Raw genomic sequence first — 14,860 nt, 5'->3', positions numbered from 1 at the left:
CTCTGGCTCGCGGCAGGCGCGCTGCCGGCCGCCGGCAGCCACGGTTTCGTGCAGGCGGCCTCCCTCCTCGTGCTGATCGCGGCCGGGATCGCCGGTTACGGGCTGTTCTTGCAGCTTTTCGGCGTCACAGGCTGGCGTGAGGCGGTTAACACCGTCAGGCAAAGACGCCCGGCCTGACTTGCGCACGCGGGGCTTAAGTGGCAAACGACGCCGCCAAAGCCGCAATTTCCGGGAATCGAGACCATGGCGTTCGTTGAACGGGTTTTCTCAGGCGTCCAGCCGACGGGCAATCTGCACCTCGGCAACTATCTCGGCGCCATCGTCAACTTCGTGAAGATGCAGCAGACCCATAACTGCATCTATTGCGTCGTCGACATGCACGCGATCACGCAAGGCGTCGAGGTCTGGGGCGGCCCGGCCGAGCTCGCGCGCAACACCCGCGAGGTGACCGCGGCCTTCATCGCCTCCGGCATCGATGCCAAGAAGCACATCGTGTTCAACCAGAGCCAGATCGCCGGCCACGCAGAGCTGACCTGGATCTTCAACTGCATCGCGCGCATCGGCTGGCTGAACCGCATGACGCAGTTTAAGGAGAAGGCCGGTAAGGACCGCGAGAACGCCTCCGTCGGTCTCTACGACTATCCGGTGCTGATGGCCGCCGACATTCTCTTGTACCGCGCCACCCATGTGCCGGTCGGCGAGGACCAGAAGCAGCATCTGGAGCTGTCCCGCGACATCGCGCAGAAGTTCAACAACGATTTCGGCGATTCAATCCGTGGTCATGGCTTTGCCGACGGCCTGTTCTTCCCGCAGCCGGAACCGCTGATCACGGGGCCGGCGACGCGGGTGATGAGCCTGCGCGACGGCACCAAGAAGATGTCGAAGTCGGACGCCTCGGACAATTCGCGCATCAACCTCACCGACGACGCCGACACCATCGCGCAGAAGATCCGCAAGGCGAAGACCGATCCGGAGCCGCTGCCGTCGGAGGAAAAGGGCCTCGAGACCCGCCCCGAGGCCGACAATCTGGTCGGCATCTACGCCGCGCTCTCCGGCGTCTCCAAGCAGGAGGTGCTGACGCAGTTCGGCGGCGGGCAGTTCTCGAGCTTCAAGAACGCGCTGGTCGAGGTTTGCGTCGCAAAACTGGCGCCGATCGCCTCCGAGATGAAGAAGCTGGTCGCCGATCCCGGCCATGTCGATTCGATCCTGGTCGACGGCGCCAACCGCGCCCGCGGCATCGCCGACGAGACCATGCGCATGACCAAGGACATCGTCGGCTTCATCCGCCCGCGCTGACATCACCGGCAGAACTGCGCGCGCCCTCTCCCCAACAGGGAGGGAGTGTGGCAGCATGGGTCGGTTTGGTTCAGCACCGGGACATGCATGACCGCCCAGCGACGAAGCTACGAGACAGGTCACAAGCCGAAATGCCTCGTCATCGTTGACGACACCGCGGAATGGGACCGTGCGGTCTACTACGCCAGCCGGTGGGCTATCCGGGTCGGCGGCGGCGTTCTGATGCTGCGGGTGATCGAGACCGAGGACCAGAACCAGCAATGGCTGGGGGTCGCCGACATCATGCGCGCCGAGGCAGAGGAGGCCGCCAACGAGGCGCTCGACCGCGCCGCCGGCCGCGCCAACGGCATCGCCGCGATCACCCCGGAGCGGGTGATTCGCGAGGGCGACCCGACCGAGCAGATCCTCGACGTGATCGACAAGGACGTCGATATCGCGATGCTGGTGCTGGCCGCCAATCCGGGCGCCGAGGGGCCCGGACCGATCATCACCACCATGGCCAAGACCATGGGGGCGTTCCCGATCCCGGTGACGATCGTGCCCGGTGGCCTGACCGACTCCGAGATCGACGCCCTGTCCTAGCGTTATCGGGCCTCGAAGCCGCTCCAGCGCATGGATTGGGGCCTGGAACCGCGGTTTTGCAGCTTGATCGCAGGCTTTTTAATTGCCATCTGGTAAGGGAACCCCAACGCGCCGGCCTTGAACCGGCGACGCCGGAGACAGCAAATGTTCATTCAGACCGAAGCCACGCCCAATCCCGCCACCCTGAAATTCATCCCGGGCCGTACGGTGCTCGACAGCGGCACCATGGAATTCTCCTCGCCCGAATCCGCCGCGCGCTCGCCGCTCGCCGAACGGCTGTTCGCCGTGTCCGGTGTCACCGGCGTGTTCTACGGCGCCGACTTCGTCACCGTGACCAAAGCGGACGGCGACTGGCAGCACCTCAAGCCCGCGATCCTCGGCGCCATCATGGAGCACTACATGTCCGGCGCGCCGCTGCTCGCCGACGGCACCGCTGGCAGCGACGACGCCCGTGATGAGGAAGACGAGTTCTTCGACGAGGCGGACGCCGAGACGGTCGAGCAGATCAAGGACCTGATCGAGACCCGCGTGCGCCCCGCGGTTGCCAATGACGGCGGCGACATCACCTTCCGCGGCTTCAAGGACGGCATCGTCTATCTCAACATGAAGGGCTCCTGCGCCGGCTGCCCGTCATCGACCGCAACCTTGCAACACGGCATCCAGAACCTGCTGCGGCACTTCGTGCCCGACGTGCAGGAAGTCCGGCCGATGTGATGGAGGCGAATGGTGGGTAGCGAATGGCGAATAGGGATCGACCCTGATAGTCCATTCGCTACTCGCTATCAGCCATTCGCCCTCCCATGATGATTCTCGCGATCGATACGGCGCTCGACGCCTGCTCCGCGGCGGTGCTCGACACCACTTCCGGCAACACCATCGCCATCGAATCACAGGCGATGCAGCGCGGCCATGCCGAGGCGCTGATGCCGTTGATCGCGCGCGTGATGAAACAGAGCGGTATCGGCTTTGCAGGGCTTGACCGCATCGCCGTCACCACCGGCCCCGGCAGTTTCACCGGCCTGCGCGTCGGCCTGTCGGCAGCGCGCGGCCTCGCACTCTCTGCGGAAAAGCCGGTCGTCGGACTATCGACGCTCGCCGCCTACGCCGCGCCCGTGGTTGCCGAGAATGGCGCGCACGCGATCCTGTCGGCGATTGATGCGCGGCACGATCACGTCTATTTCCAACTCGTCGGCGGCGACGGCAGCTTGATGCTCAAGCCGAAGGTTGCGCCGATCGCAGAGGCGCTCGAGGCCGCACAGTTCGGCGCGCTGCATCTCGTCGGCAACGCCGCCAACATCCTTGCCGAGCGCTGGCCCGCGGATGCCGCTCCGCCGGTCAAGGTCGACAGGCAGCCCGCACCCGACATTACCTGGGTCGCCTGGGTCGGCGCCGCGGTGGATCCCGACACTGCGCCGCCGCGTCCGTTCTATCTTCGCGCACCCGACGCGAAGCCGCCGAAGGATCGCCTGGTCATCAGCGCGCCGCCATCGACATGATCGGCTGGCTGTCGCAATGGTGGGGCGGCGGTCCGCCCGCGGTCGAGCCCGCATCGATGCGCGATGCGGCGCGGCTCGCCCAATTGCACGGCGCGTCGTTTCATCGCGGCTGGGGCGAAGGCGAATTCGAGGCGATGCTGACCGAGCGCAACACGCTGGTGCACCGGCTGCGCCAGGGCCGCAGGGTGATCGGCTTCGCCGTCTCGCGGATGGCGGCGGATGAGGCGGAAATCCTGTCGATCGCGATCGATTCCAATCAGCGCGGGCGCGGCCTGTCGCGCGAGCTGCTGCTGACCCATCTCGGCCACCTTGCCGGCCGCGGCATCCGCACCATCTTCCTCGAAGTGGAAGAGAACAATCAGCCGGCGCGGCGGCTATACGAAAGGGCCGGATTCGGCGTGATCGGCCGCCGCGAGCGCTATTACAAGCAGCCCGGTGGGGAACATTTGAACGCGCTTCTGATGCGGCGCGACTTGTCGTAACATCGGCGCGATGGCAGAACACCCTCCGCTCTGCCACCCAAGGTTTGAAGAATACGGCCCGAAACCCATGACCACGGTGAAAATCCCGCCTGCGCATAAAAATACCGGGATCGAGGCGCGCTGCGCCGCGACCGGCATGCGCATGACCGAACAGCGCCGCGTGATCGCGCGGGTGCTGGCGGAAGCCATGGATCATCCCGATGTCGAGGAACTGTACCGCCGCTGCGTGGCGGTCGACGACAAGATCTCGATCTCGACGGTCTATCGCACCGTCAAGCTGTTCGAGGATGCCGGCATCATCGAGCGTCACGACTTCCGCGAGGGCCGCGCGCGCTACGAGCAGATGCCCGAGAGCCATCACGACCATCTGATCAATCTGCGCGACGGCAAGGTGATCGAGTTCACCTCCGAGGAAATCGAGAAGCTGCAGGCCGAGATCGCGCGCAAGCTCGGCTACAAGCTGGTCGATCATCGTCTCGAGCTCTATTGCGTTCCGCTCGACGACGACAGCAAGTCGTAAGCCGGGTGAGCTTCGACCTCGTCATCTTCGATTGCGACGGCGTGCTTGTTGACAGCGAGGTGATCTCCTGTCGCGCGCATGCGGACGCGCTGACGCGGCACGGCTTTCCGATCACGCCCGACGGCGTGCTGAAGCGTTTCCTCGGCGTGTCCGACCGCGAGGCCCGGCGGATCGTCGAGAGCGAGATCGGCCGCGCGCTGCCCGAGAGCTTCGAGGCCGAGGTCAAGCACGCGACGCTCAGTCTCTATGCCGACGATCTCAATGCGATCGCGCATGTCGGTGAGGCGATCGCCGCGCTCACCTTGCCGAAATGCGTGGCGTCGAGCGGCACGCCGGAGAAGATCCATCACGGCCTGACCTGTGCCGGGCTCTACGACCAGCTCGCGCCGCATATTTTCTCCGCCGCGCAGGTCAAGCGCGGCAAGCCGGCGCCCGATCTCTTCCTGTTCGCGGCCACCCAGATGGGCGCCAGCCCTGCGCGCTGTATCGTGATCGAGGACAGCGTGGCCGGCGTCACCGGCGCCCGCGCCGCCGGGATGACCGTGCTCGGCTTTTACGGCGGCAGCCACTGCACCGCGGGACATGAGGACCTGCTGCGCCAGGCCGGCGCGGCCATAACCTTCGCAGATATGCGCCAATTGCCCGATTTGATCGCCCAGGTTGGCGCTGACCTCCAGATCGCCGACTGAGCCCACTCCGTCATTCCGGGGCGATGCGTCAGCATCGAACCCGGAATCTCGAGATTCCGGGTCTGGTCCTTCGGACCATCCCGGAATGACGGGGTGAAGAGCTGGATTTTCCCCGGTTTAAGCTATATTTGAGCAGCGGCGCCCTGATGGCGCCATTTCCATTTTCGCATTCAGGGTTCCATGACGACGCCGCGCAAGCTGCACATCAAGTCCTATGGCTGCCAGATGAATGTCTACGATGCGCAGCGCATGGTGGACACGCTGGCCGGCGAGGGCTTTGTCGAGACCGCGAGCGCCGAAGACGCCGATCTCGTGATCCTCAACACCTGCCACATTCGCGAGAAGGCGTCGGAAAAGGTCTATTCCGAACTCGGACGGCTCCGCGTCGCCAAGGACGAGGCCGCGCGCCAGGGCCGCGAGATGAAGATCGCGGTCGCCGGCTGCGTCGCGCAGGCGGAAGGCGCCGAGATCATCCATCGTGCGCCGACCGTCGACATCGTGGTCGGGCCGCAGAGCTATCATCATCTGCCGGAGCTCCTGAAGCGCGCCCAGGAAAACGGCCGCGCGCTCGAAACCGAGTTTCCGGTCGAGGACAAGTTCAGTTTCCTGCCGCAGCCGAAGCCGGACGCGATCCGCGCCCGCGGCATCTCCGCCTTCGTCACGGTGCAGGAAGGTTGCGACAAATTCTGCACCTTCTGCGTGGTGCCCTATACGCGCGGCACGGAAGTCTCGCGTCCGGTCGCGAGGATCATCGACGACGTCAAGCAGCTCGCCGACAACGGCGTGCGCGAATTCACGCTGATCGGACAGAACGTCAACGCCTATCACGGCGAAGGCCCCGACGGCCGCGCCTGGCCGCTCGGCAAATTACTGCAGCGGCTCGCCGAAATCCCCGGCGTCACGCGGCTGCGCTATTCCACCAGCCATCCGCGGGACGTCGACGACGACCTGATCGCGGCGCATCGCGATTTGCCCCAGCTGATGCCGTTCGTGCACCTGCCGGTGCAATCGGGGGCGGACCGGATCCTGGCCGCCATGAACCGGAAACATACCGCCGATGACTACCGGCGCGTCATCGACCGGTTCCGGGTCGCGCGGCAAGACATTGCTTTTTCATCAGATTTTATCGTGGGCTTCCCCGGCGAGACCGCGGAAGAATTTTCCGCCACTCTCGCGCTTGTCACGCAAATCGGGTACGCTGCGGCGTATTCATTCAAGTATTCGCCACGGCCAGGCACGCCGGCGGCGGAGATGCGGGAGACGGTGTCAGCAGCCGAGATGGACGAGCGCTTGGGGCGGCTTCAAGAATTGATCGACAGCCAACAATCGGCCTTCAACCGGGCTGCGATTTGCACAACGGTCGATGTGCTGTTCGAGCGCGCCGCGCGCAATCCGGGCCAGATCGTCGGCCGGACCGCCTATCTGCAGCCCGCCCATGTGATGGCGTCGCCTGACATCATCGGCCAGGTCCTCCCGGTGAGGATCGGCAGCCTCGAGCGCTACAGCCTGATCGGCGAGCTCGCGTCCCAATCCGCACCCGGCCTCATTTCGCAGACCATTGGAGCCTGAAATCCTTGCCCAAAAGCGCATCGGATTCGTCTTCGTTAGCTCCCAGCCGCAAACCTGACCGCGACATGCAATTGCCACCTGAGACCCGGCCCCCTGAAACTCAGGTCGTCATCGATTTCGACGACAACCGTGCCGCATCCGCGCTGGTCGGCCCCTACGGACAGAATCTGGCGCTGATCGAGCGGCGGCTCGGCGTCGTGGTCGATTCCCGCGGCAATCATCTCACCATCGCGGGCTCGCGCGACGGCTGCGACGCGGCGCGGCGCGTGCTCGAGACCCTTTATGCGCAGGCCGTCGAAGGGCACGACCTCGATCAGGGCGAAGTCGAAGGCGCGATCCGCGCCGTGATCGCGCAGGGCTCGCTGTTCGAATTCGACAACAAGACCGCCAAGCCGACCTTTGAAACGATCAATCTGCGCAAGCGCCCGGTGCGCGCCCGCACCGCGGCGCAGGATTCCTACATCCGCGCGCTGAAGCGGCACGAGCTGGTGTTCGGCATCGGCCCGGCCGGCACCGGCAAGACCTGGCTCGCGGTCGCCCACGCAGCACAGCTGTTCGAGCGCAAGGAAGTCGATCGCATCATCCTGACGCGGCCCGCGGTCGAGGCGGGCGAGCGGCTGGGCTTCCTGCCCGGCGATCTCAAGGAGAAGGTCGATCCGTATCTGCGGCCGATCTACGATGCGCTGTACGATCTGATGGATGCCCGCGTGGTCGAGCGCGCGCTGCAGGGCAACGAGATCGAGATCGCGCCGCTCGCCTTCATGCGCGGCCGCACCCTGACCAATGCCGCCATCATCCTCGACGAGGCGCAGAACACCACGACGATGCAGATGAAGATGTTCCTGACGCGTCTCGGCGAGAACAGCCGGATGATCGTCACCGGCGACCCGTCGCAGGTCGACCTGCCGCATGGCCAGGCTTCAGGGCTCACGGAAGCCGTGAAGCTGCTCGACGGCGTCGAAGGCATCGCCCAGGTGCATTTCAAGGCCGAGGACGTCATCCGCCATGAATTGGTGGCGCGCATTGTGGCCGCCTATGAGGGATTGCCGCAAAAGCCGGCAAACGCCAGATCTTGAGACCAATAGCTTCGGCCGCGAGCCCGCGCGATGCGGGTTCCGGCCATAACGCAGATTTTGAAACCAACGTGTCTGCTTTTCCTGCAACCGAGGTTCTCGTCACCGCCGAATGCTGGCAGGCCGAGCCCGATGCCGACGCGGTGATCCACCGCGCCATCGAGGCCGCTGCCGCAATCGTCGACGCTGATGTCGCGGATGCCGAGCTTGCGGTGATGCTGACCGACGACGCCGGGATCCGCACCCTCAACGCCAACTGGCGCAGCATCGACAAGCCGACCAACGTGCTGTCGTTTCCGGCGCTGCAACCGGAAGGCGCCGGCGGCGAAGGCGATGCCCCGCGCATGCTCGGCGATATCGCGATCGCCTATCAGACGACGCGGCGGGAAGCCGATGAAGAACAGAAACCGTTCGACCATCATTTGAGCCATCTCGCGGTGCATGGCTTCCTGCATCTGATCGGTTACGACCACGAGAACGACGACGTTGCCGAGGACATGGAAGCGCTCGAGCGCGAAATCCTCTCCTCCCTCGGCATTCCCGACCCCTATGCGGATCGGATCGCCTGACATGCCGGATTCCGACCCGACCCATGACAATCCGCGCAATGTGAGCAACCTGCCCGCCGTCGTGCATGAAGGCGAGGTGCAGCGCCCGGCGGCCGAAGGCTGGCTGGTGCGCGCGATCCGCACGCTGTTCGGCTGGAAGGCCGGCTCGGTGCGCGACGATTTGCAGGTGGTGCTCGACGCCTCGACGCCCGACGATGTCGGCTTCTCGGCGATCGAGCGCACCATGCTGCGCAACATCCTGTCGCTGAACGAGCGGCGGATCGCCGACGTCATGATCCATCGCGCCGACATCGTCGCGGTCAAGCGCGACATCCCGCTCGGCGAATTGATGAGCCTGTTCGAGAGCGCCGCGCATTCGCGGCTCGTCGTCTACAACGAAACCCTCGACGACCCCGAAGGCATGGTGCACATCCGCGACCTGCTCGCCTTCATGACCGCGAAGGCGCGGGTCACCGACGCGACCAAGACGAAGCGCAAGAAGCCGTTTCCGGCCGGGCTCGATCTGCGCAGCGTCGATCTCGCGCTGCCGCTGGCGGACGCCCACATCATCCGCAAGCTGCTCTACATCCCGCCGTCGATGCGCGCGATCGACCTGTTGGCGCAGATGCAGGCCTCGCGCATCCATCTCGCGCTGGTGGTCGACGAATATGGCGGCACCGATGGGCTGGTGTCGATCGAGGATATTGTCGAGCAGATCGTCGGCGAGATCGACGACGAGCATGATTCCGACGAGCCGCCGTCCATTGTCCGCCAGCCGGACAACTCGTTTATCGCCGACGCGCGCGCCAGCCTCGACGATGTCCGTTCGGTGATCGGCGAAGACTTCGTCACCGGCGAGGCCGGCGAGGAGGTCGAGACGCTGGGCGGCTATCTCGTGTCGTTCGTCGGCCGCCTGCCGGTGCGCGGCGAGGTGATTTCCGGTCCGGGCAACTACGAGGTCGAGGTGCTCGACGCCGATCCGCGGCGGGTCAAGCGCGTGCGGATCACGACGCGCAAGGAACGGCCGGCGCCGCGCAAGGAGCGCGAGCGGCGCCGCGAGCAGACACCGGACTCCGGCAACCCGCAGGCGAATGACAACATGCCGCCGCCCGGCGAGGGAGCCGGTCCGCAGTGAGGCTTTCCGACAAGCTCCGATCGATCGGTCTCGCCGTCATCCTGACCTGGGGATGGAAGCGCGTCGTCCTCGCGCTCGCGGCGGGCGCATTGTCCTCGCTGGCGATGGCGCCGTTCAACGCCTGGCCGGTGCTGTTTCTGACGTTTTCGATCGCGGTCTGGCTGATCGATGGTAGCGCTGCGGGACGCTGGCGCGGCGTACCCGCCGCAGCGCTGTGCGGCTTCTGGTTCGGCCTCGGCTATTTCGTGCCGGGACTGTACTGGATCGGCTACGCCTTCTTCGTCGATGCTGACACTTTCGCCTGGCTGACGCCGTTCGCGGTACTCGGCCTGCCCGCCTATCTCGCGCTGTTCACCGCCTTCGGCTTCGCGCTCGCACGGCTCATCTGGCCGCGCGACGCTTCGCGCGTGCTGGCGCTGGCGGTCGGGCTGACGATTTCGGAATGGCTGCGCGGCCATCTCCTCAGCGGCTTTCCGTGGAATGCGTTCGGCTACGCACTGACCGAACCCCTGGCACTGGCCCAGACCGCATCGCTGATCGGGCTGTGGGGCATGACGTTCCTGGCGGTCGCGATCTTCGCAAGTCCCGCCGTGCTGATCGACGGCGCCTCGCGCGGCCGCAAGCCGTGGCACGCGCCGGTGGCCGCGGTGCTGGTTCTCGCCGCGATGCTGGCGTTCGGTGCGGTGCGCCTCTCGCAGCAGCCGACCAGCATGGTCAACGGCGTCAAGCTGCGCATCATGCAGCCCGATCTGCAGCAGGACGCCAAGTTCAACTACTCCGCCAAGGCGGCGGTGATGCAGAAATATCTCACTCTGTCGGATCGTGCGTCCGGGCCGCATTCGACCGGCGTGAGCGACTCCACCATCTTGATCTGGCCGGAATCCGCGTTTCCGTTCTTCCTGACCAAGGAAGCCGACGCGATGGCGCAGATCGCCGACTTGCTGCCGAAGGGAACCGTGCTGATCACCGGTTCGGTGCGCGCGCCCGATCTGCCGCCCGGCGTCCGCGTCACGCGCGCGTATAATTCGATCTACGTCATCGACCATGACGGCAGCGTGCTTGCGGTCTACGACAAGCTTCACCTTGTCCCGTTCGGAGAATTTCTGCCGTTCCAGGACTGGATGGAGAAGCTCGGTTTCGTGCAGCTCACCAAGGTGCAGGGCGGCTTCATTCCCGGCACGATCCGCCGGACGCTCGATATTCCGAACGCGCCGCGCGCGCTGCCCTTGATCTGCTACGAGGCGATCTTCCCCGGCAATGTCGTGAGCCGCGACGACCGTCCCGGCTGGATCATCAACGTCACCAATGACGGCTGGTTCGGAATCTCGACCGGCCCCTATCAGCATCTGCAGCAGGCCCGGCTGCGCTCGATCGAGGAAGGCCTGCCGATGGTGCGCGCCGCAAATACGGGCATATCGGCCATCATCGACCCGCTCGGGCGGATTGTCGCCCAGCTCGGGCTCGGCATCGAAGGCGTGCTCGATGCCGGCCTGCCGGCGGCCATCGCGCCGACGATCTATGCGCGCGTCGGAAACACCCCCGCCGCTGTGATTGTGTTAGTTGCCCTCGCAATCGTATTGCGGAGGCGTTTTGTCAGGCGAAAGGCCTGACGGCGCTTATCGCCGGTTGTCACACGAACCCGAAAAAGTGTCGAAATCTACCTCAGCGTGATTCCACCTGTTGACAGATCGACCGTGCACTTCGCATTGTACGGGTCCACGCGAAATCACAAGCCAAGTCAGCCCCTTTGCGCAAATTGTCCGCATTTCGTCCCGATCCTCCTTGCAGGATTTGACGGCACCGGCGCCTGAGGCATACTCCACGTCCAACTTGCCTCACCCCCGGGCGCGCAATCCCTTAGGAGAGTTGGAGATGTCCACCAAAGCGCCCAATCCTGTTGACAAATATGTCGGCAGCCGCGTCCGTATGCGACGCATCATGCTCGGCATGAGCCAGGAAAAGCTGGGCGAGGCGTTAGGCCTGACGTTCCAGCAGGTGCAGAAATACGAGAAGGGCACCAACCGTGTCGGCGCCAGCCGACTGCAGCAGATCTCCGAAATCCTGCAGGTGCCGGTCTCTTTCCTGTTCGATGGCGGCCCGAGCGGGGTCAAGACCGCTGACGGCTTCAGCGAGGGCTCCTCGCCGGCCTATGTGTCCGATTTTCTGGCAACCGCCGAAGGTCTGGCCCTGACCCGCGCGTTCACGCGGATCGCGGACGCCAAGCTTCGCCGCAGCATCGTCGAGCTGGTCGAGCAGATCGCGGCGCGCGAGGCGGCCGAGCAGGTCTGATCCGGCCATATCCGTTTGAGAGATCGTCAAATCTGGAATATGTCATTCCGGCGCGCGTTAAGGCGTGACGAGTTCCGATGGAATCTCGTCGCGCTCTAGCTCCTTGATCGAGCATGATCTTTCGGAAAACCGGATCATACTCTTCCGGATCATGCTTTGGCGCGTGCGCTGAATGACAAAGCGAATTCACAGGCGACGACACAACATGGCCAGCAACCCGTTCGAAACCGCTGCTATCCTCGACGGCATTCGCCGCTGGGTCGAGATCGAATCTCCGACGGAGCGGCCGGATCAGGTCAACAAGCTGGCTGATCTCGTCGCGTCAGGCTATCGCGACCTGCCGGCCACCGTCGACCGCGTTGCGGGACGCGACGGCTGCGGCGATCACCTGGTGACGCGCTCGTCCTGGGGGCAGGACGCGCCGGGCATTCTGGTGTTGAGCCATCTCGACACAGTTCATCCGATGGGATTCATCGAACGGTTACCATTCAAGATCGAAGGCGACAGTGCGTTCGGCCCGGGCATCTACGACATGAAGGGCGGCGCCTATCTCGCCTATCACGCGTTCCGGCAGATCTGCGCCGATGACACGCGCCCGCCGCTTAGCATCACCCAGCTCTACGTCTCGGACGAGGAGATCGGCAGCCCGACCTCGCGGGCGCTGATCGAGGCCGAAGGCCGCAAGGCCAAATACGTGCTGGTGACCGAGCCGGCGCGCGACGGCGGCAAGATCGTCACCGGGCGCAAGGGCGTCGCGCGCTTCGACGTGCATATCAAGGGCGCGCCGGCACATGCCGGCACGCGCCCCGAGGATGGCCGCAGCGCGATCCGGGAACTCGGCCATGTGATCCTGGCGCTGGAGGCGATGAACGATCTCAAGCGCGGCGTCACCGTCAATGTCGGCGTCGTCCGCGGCGGCACCAAGCCGAACGTGATCGCCGAAGAGGCCTACGCCGAAGTCGACATGCGCGTGCCGACCATGGCCGATGCCGACGAGTTGGTGCCGAAGATCCTCGGCATCACCTCGCGCACCGACGGCGTCAGCGTGACGGTGACCGGGGAATTGAATCGTCCGCCCTATGAGAAGAGCAATGCCGGCGCCGCGCTCTACGAACACGCCAGGGAGCTTGCAGGCGAACTCGGCCTCGAGCTGATCGATGTGTTCACCGGCGGCGGCTCCGACGGCAATTTCACCGCACCGCATACTGCAACGCTCGACGGCCTCGGCGTCGACGGCAGGGGCGCGCATACCCATTACGAGCAGCTCTACATTTCGTCGATCGAGCTGCGCGCGCGCCTGCTCTACCGTCTCTACCAGACGCTGCGATGACACCGGCTCCGAACGACGGCGGCGATCGCGAATCTTCCGACGATGGCGCGATGGCCCATTCGCGCGGCTCGTTCTTCGGGCGGCGCAAGGGCCACAAACTGCGCGCGCACCAGGCCGACCTGATCGACAATCTGCTGCCGCATCTTTCGCTCGACATCTCGGCGCCCGCGCCCGATGCGCTGACCGAACTGTTCGATGACGGCATCGCGAATGTCAGGCTCGAGATCGGCTTCGGCGGCGGCGAGCATTTGATCGCGGAAGCGCAGGCATTTCCGGCGACCGGCTTCATCGGCTGCGAGCCCTACGTCAACGGCATGGCCAAGATCCTGACCCAGATCGAGGCGCACAATATCGGCAACATTCGCCTGTTCGCCGGCGACGCCGCCGAGCTGCTGGCCTGGGCGCCAGCGCGCTCGCTGACGCGCATCGACCTGATTCATCCCGATCCCTGGCCGAAGCGGCGGCACTGGAAGCGGCGCTTCGTGCAGGATGCAACGGTCGCGGCGATGACCAGGCTGCTGCCGCCGGGCGGCGAATTCCGCTTCGTCAGCGATATCGACGATTACTGCGCCTGGACGCTCGCACATCTGATGCGCTCGCCCGACTTCGCCTGGCTCGCCGAGCGTGCGATCGACTGGCAGCAGCCGTGGCCGGACTACACCAAGACGCGCTACGGCGCCAAGGCCGAGCGCGAAGGGCGCAAGGCGGCGTATCTGCGATTCAAGCGCTTGGCTTGATGTCGTCATTCCGGGGCGCGACGCAGTCGCGAGCCCGGAATCCATTACGCCGCATGTGCAAGCTGAGGAATGGATTCCGGGTTCGTCGCTAACGCGCCGCCCCGGAATCACAGGTGGCTCTATCCCTGCCCCGCCATCCGCGCCTTCCTGGCGTCGGTCGCTTCCCAGACCATGCGCTTGCCGCGTTCCCGGCCGAGCAGCTCGATCGGATCGTGATTGTCGATGTGCCCGAACTGGCCCTTGTAGACGCTGTAGCCGCACAATTCCTGCAAGCGGCGCGGAAAGCGGGCCGCGGTCTCGCGCGGAATGCCGAGCTGCAGGTTCTCCTGCTGGCGCATCCAACCCCAGCAATAGGCGCAGGAAAAGGCAAAGCGCCTGGCGTCGCTGGTGTTGGCGCCGCCGCCATGCCACAGTGCGCTGTCGAACAGCATCACGCTGCCGGCCGGCATGGTCGCGGTGACCGCGTCGTAATCCTTGCCGTATTCCGGCGACGAATCGAATTTGTGGCTGCGCGGAATGATCCGCGTCGCGCCGTTGTCGTCGCGGAAATCGGACAGCGCCCAGATCGCATTGATCGTGATCGGAATGTGCGGCCGCGGCAGCGGGATCAATTGGGTGTCTTCGTGGATCGGCTGCGCCTCCTGGCCGGGACCGAGCACCAGCGAGCAGAACGACGACAGCAGGCATTCTTTGTCCAGCACGCGCTCGACCACCGGCAGCACGTTCTCATGCAGCGGCACCTCCCAGAACAGATCGTCATAGGTCAGAAGGTTGTTGATGCGCAGCGTCTTGAAACCCTCGAACGACGTCCTGGCGGGGCCGAGATTGTGCTCGCTCTCGATTCTTTGCACCGCGTCCTTCAATCCCTCGACCAGGTCCGGAGAGGCGGCGCGTTCGATCACGGTGTATCCGTCGTCGCGGATCCGCTCGGCGTGCGATTGGATGTCGGCGTCCGTCAGCATGGCCATCTCCCCGTTGGCGCTGTGTCGCGCCTTGCGGAAAGCATAGCGGGTCATTTTGAAATTGGGAGGTATTTGATAGTCCCGTCACCCTGAGGAGCGCGCTCTTGCGCGCGTCTCGAAGGGTCGACGGCCACCAGCCGGGCCGTGCACCC

At 65.1% G+C, this 14,860-nt stretch carries 16 protein-coding genes; 15 read left to right on the top strand and 1 reads right to left on the bottom strand.

Annotated elements, in window-relative coordinates; genetic code table 11:
- Positions 1–243: 243 nt before the first annotated feature.
- The 15 genes from trpS (at position 244) to H8B02_RS36025 (ending at position 13,746) form a co-directional block, all read left to right on the top strand.
- Positions 244–1,296: a tryptophan--tRNA ligase gene (trpS, locus tag H8B02_RS36095; RefSeq protein ID WP_229170591.1), complete on the top strand. Its 1,053-nt coding sequence runs from the start codon at positions 244–246 to the stop codon at positions 1,294–1,296.
- Positions 1,297–1,383: 87 nt separating this feature from the next.
- The gene (locus tag H8B02_RS36090; protein ID WP_229170590.1) at positions 1,384–1,878 is read left to right on the top strand and encodes a universal stress protein; all 495 of its coding nucleotides are present in this window, start codon (positions 1,384–1,386) and stop codon (positions 1,876–1,878) included.
- Positions 1,879–2,022: 144 nt separating this feature from the next.
- Positions 2,023–2,592 (top strand): NifU family protein, encoded by a 570-nt coding sequence (locus H8B02_RS36085; protein ID WP_092120642.1) that lies wholly within the window; start codon positions 2,023–2,025, stop codon positions 2,590–2,592.
- An 86-nt stretch (positions 2,593–2,678) separates the two neighbouring features.
- Positions 2,679–3,374 (top strand): tRNA (adenosine(37)-N6)-threonylcarbamoyltransferase complex dimerization subunit type 1 TsaB, encoded by a 696-nt coding sequence (gene tsaB, locus H8B02_RS36080; RefSeq protein ID WP_229170589.1) that lies wholly within the window; start codon positions 2,679–2,681, stop codon positions 3,372–3,374.
- Complete coding sequence (rimI, locus tag H8B02_RS36075; RefSeq protein ID WP_229170588.1) at positions 3,371–3,856, top strand: ribosomal protein S18-alanine N-acetyltransferase; 486 nt, start codon at positions 3,371–3,373, stop codon at positions 3,854–3,856. Before tsaB ends, rimI begins: the two co-directional genes overlap by 4 nt.
- Before the next feature lie 67 nt (positions 3,857–3,923).
- The gene (locus tag H8B02_RS36070) at positions 3,924–4,376 is read left to right on the top strand and encodes a Fur family transcriptional regulator (protein ID WP_092120651.1); all 453 of its coding nucleotides are present in this window, start codon (positions 3,924–3,926) and stop codon (positions 4,374–4,376) included.
- A gap of 5 nt (positions 4,377–4,381) precedes the next feature.
- Positions 4,382–5,065: an HAD family hydrolase gene (locus tag H8B02_RS36065; RefSeq protein WP_229170587.1), complete on the top strand. Its 684-nt coding sequence runs from the start codon at positions 4,382–4,384 to the stop codon at positions 5,063–5,065.
- 180 nt (positions 5,066–5,245) lie between these two features.
- A complete protein-coding gene (gene miaB, locus H8B02_RS36060) occupies positions 5,246–6,634 on the top strand; it encodes a tRNA (N6-isopentenyl adenosine(37)-C2)-methylthiotransferase MiaB (RefSeq protein WP_229170586.1) in 1,389 nt (462 codons plus the stop codon).
- A 5-nt stretch (positions 6,635–6,639) separates the two neighbouring features.
- Positions 6,640–7,710 carry a PhoH family protein gene (locus H8B02_RS36055; RefSeq protein ID WP_376711755.1) on the top strand — a complete coding sequence of 357 codons (1,071 nt, stop codon included), beginning with the start codon at positions 6,640–6,642 and terminating at the stop codon, positions 7,708–7,710.
- A 68-nt stretch (positions 7,711–7,778) separates the two neighbouring features.
- Positions 7,779–8,276, top strand: a complete 498-nt coding sequence (gene ybeY / locus H8B02_RS36050) for an rRNA maturation RNase YbeY (RefSeq protein ID WP_229170584.1) — start codon at positions 7,779–7,781, stop codon at positions 8,274–8,276.
- 1 nt (position 8,277) lies between these two features.
- The gene (locus H8B02_RS36045) at positions 8,278–9,390 is read left to right on the top strand and encodes a hemolysin family protein (protein WP_229170583.1); all 1,113 of its coding nucleotides are present in this window, start codon (positions 8,278–8,280) and stop codon (positions 9,388–9,390) included.
- On the top strand, positions 9,387–11,000 hold the full coding sequence (gene lnt, locus H8B02_RS36040) for an apolipoprotein N-acyltransferase (RefSeq protein ID WP_229170582.1): 1,614 nt from the start codon (positions 9,387–9,389) through the stop codon (positions 10,998–11,000). The genes H8B02_RS36045 and lnt overlap by 4 nt, the downstream gene beginning before the upstream one ends.
- A 262-nt stretch (positions 11,001–11,262) precedes the next feature.
- On the top strand, positions 11,263–11,679 hold the full coding sequence (locus H8B02_RS36035; protein ID WP_021082652.1) for a helix-turn-helix domain-containing protein: 417 nt from the start codon (positions 11,263–11,265) through the stop codon (positions 11,677–11,679).
- A gap of 205 nt (positions 11,680–11,884) precedes the next feature.
- Positions 11,885–13,009, top strand: a complete 1,125-nt coding sequence (locus tag H8B02_RS36030) for a M20 family metallopeptidase (RefSeq protein ID WP_229170581.1) — start codon at positions 11,885–11,887, stop codon at positions 13,007–13,009.
- On the top strand, positions 13,006–13,746 hold the full coding sequence (locus H8B02_RS36025; protein WP_229170580.1) for a tRNA (guanine(46)-N(7))-methyltransferase TrmB: 741 nt from the start codon (positions 13,006–13,008) through the stop codon (positions 13,744–13,746). The genes H8B02_RS36030 and H8B02_RS36025 overlap by 4 nt, the downstream gene beginning before the upstream one ends.
- A 119-nt stretch (positions 13,747–13,865) precedes the next feature.
- Here H8B02_RS36025 and H8B02_RS36020 read toward each other — a convergent pair whose 3' ends face one another.
- Positions 13,866–14,708 carry a phytanoyl-CoA dioxygenase family protein gene (locus H8B02_RS36020; protein ID WP_229170579.1) on the bottom strand — a complete coding sequence of 281 codons (843 nt, stop codon included), beginning with the start codon at positions 14,706–14,708 and terminating at the stop codon, positions 13,866–13,868.
- Positions 14,709–14,860 lie beyond the last annotated feature (152 nt).

The sequence above is a fragment of the Bradyrhizobium altum genome, assembly GCF_020889705.1.
Lineage (GTDB): Bacteria > Pseudomonadota > Alphaproteobacteria > Rhizobiales > Xanthobacteraceae > Bradyrhizobium > Bradyrhizobium altum.
Note: the sequence above shows the minus strand (reverse complement) of the source record. Positions and strands in the feature narration are given on the sequence as shown.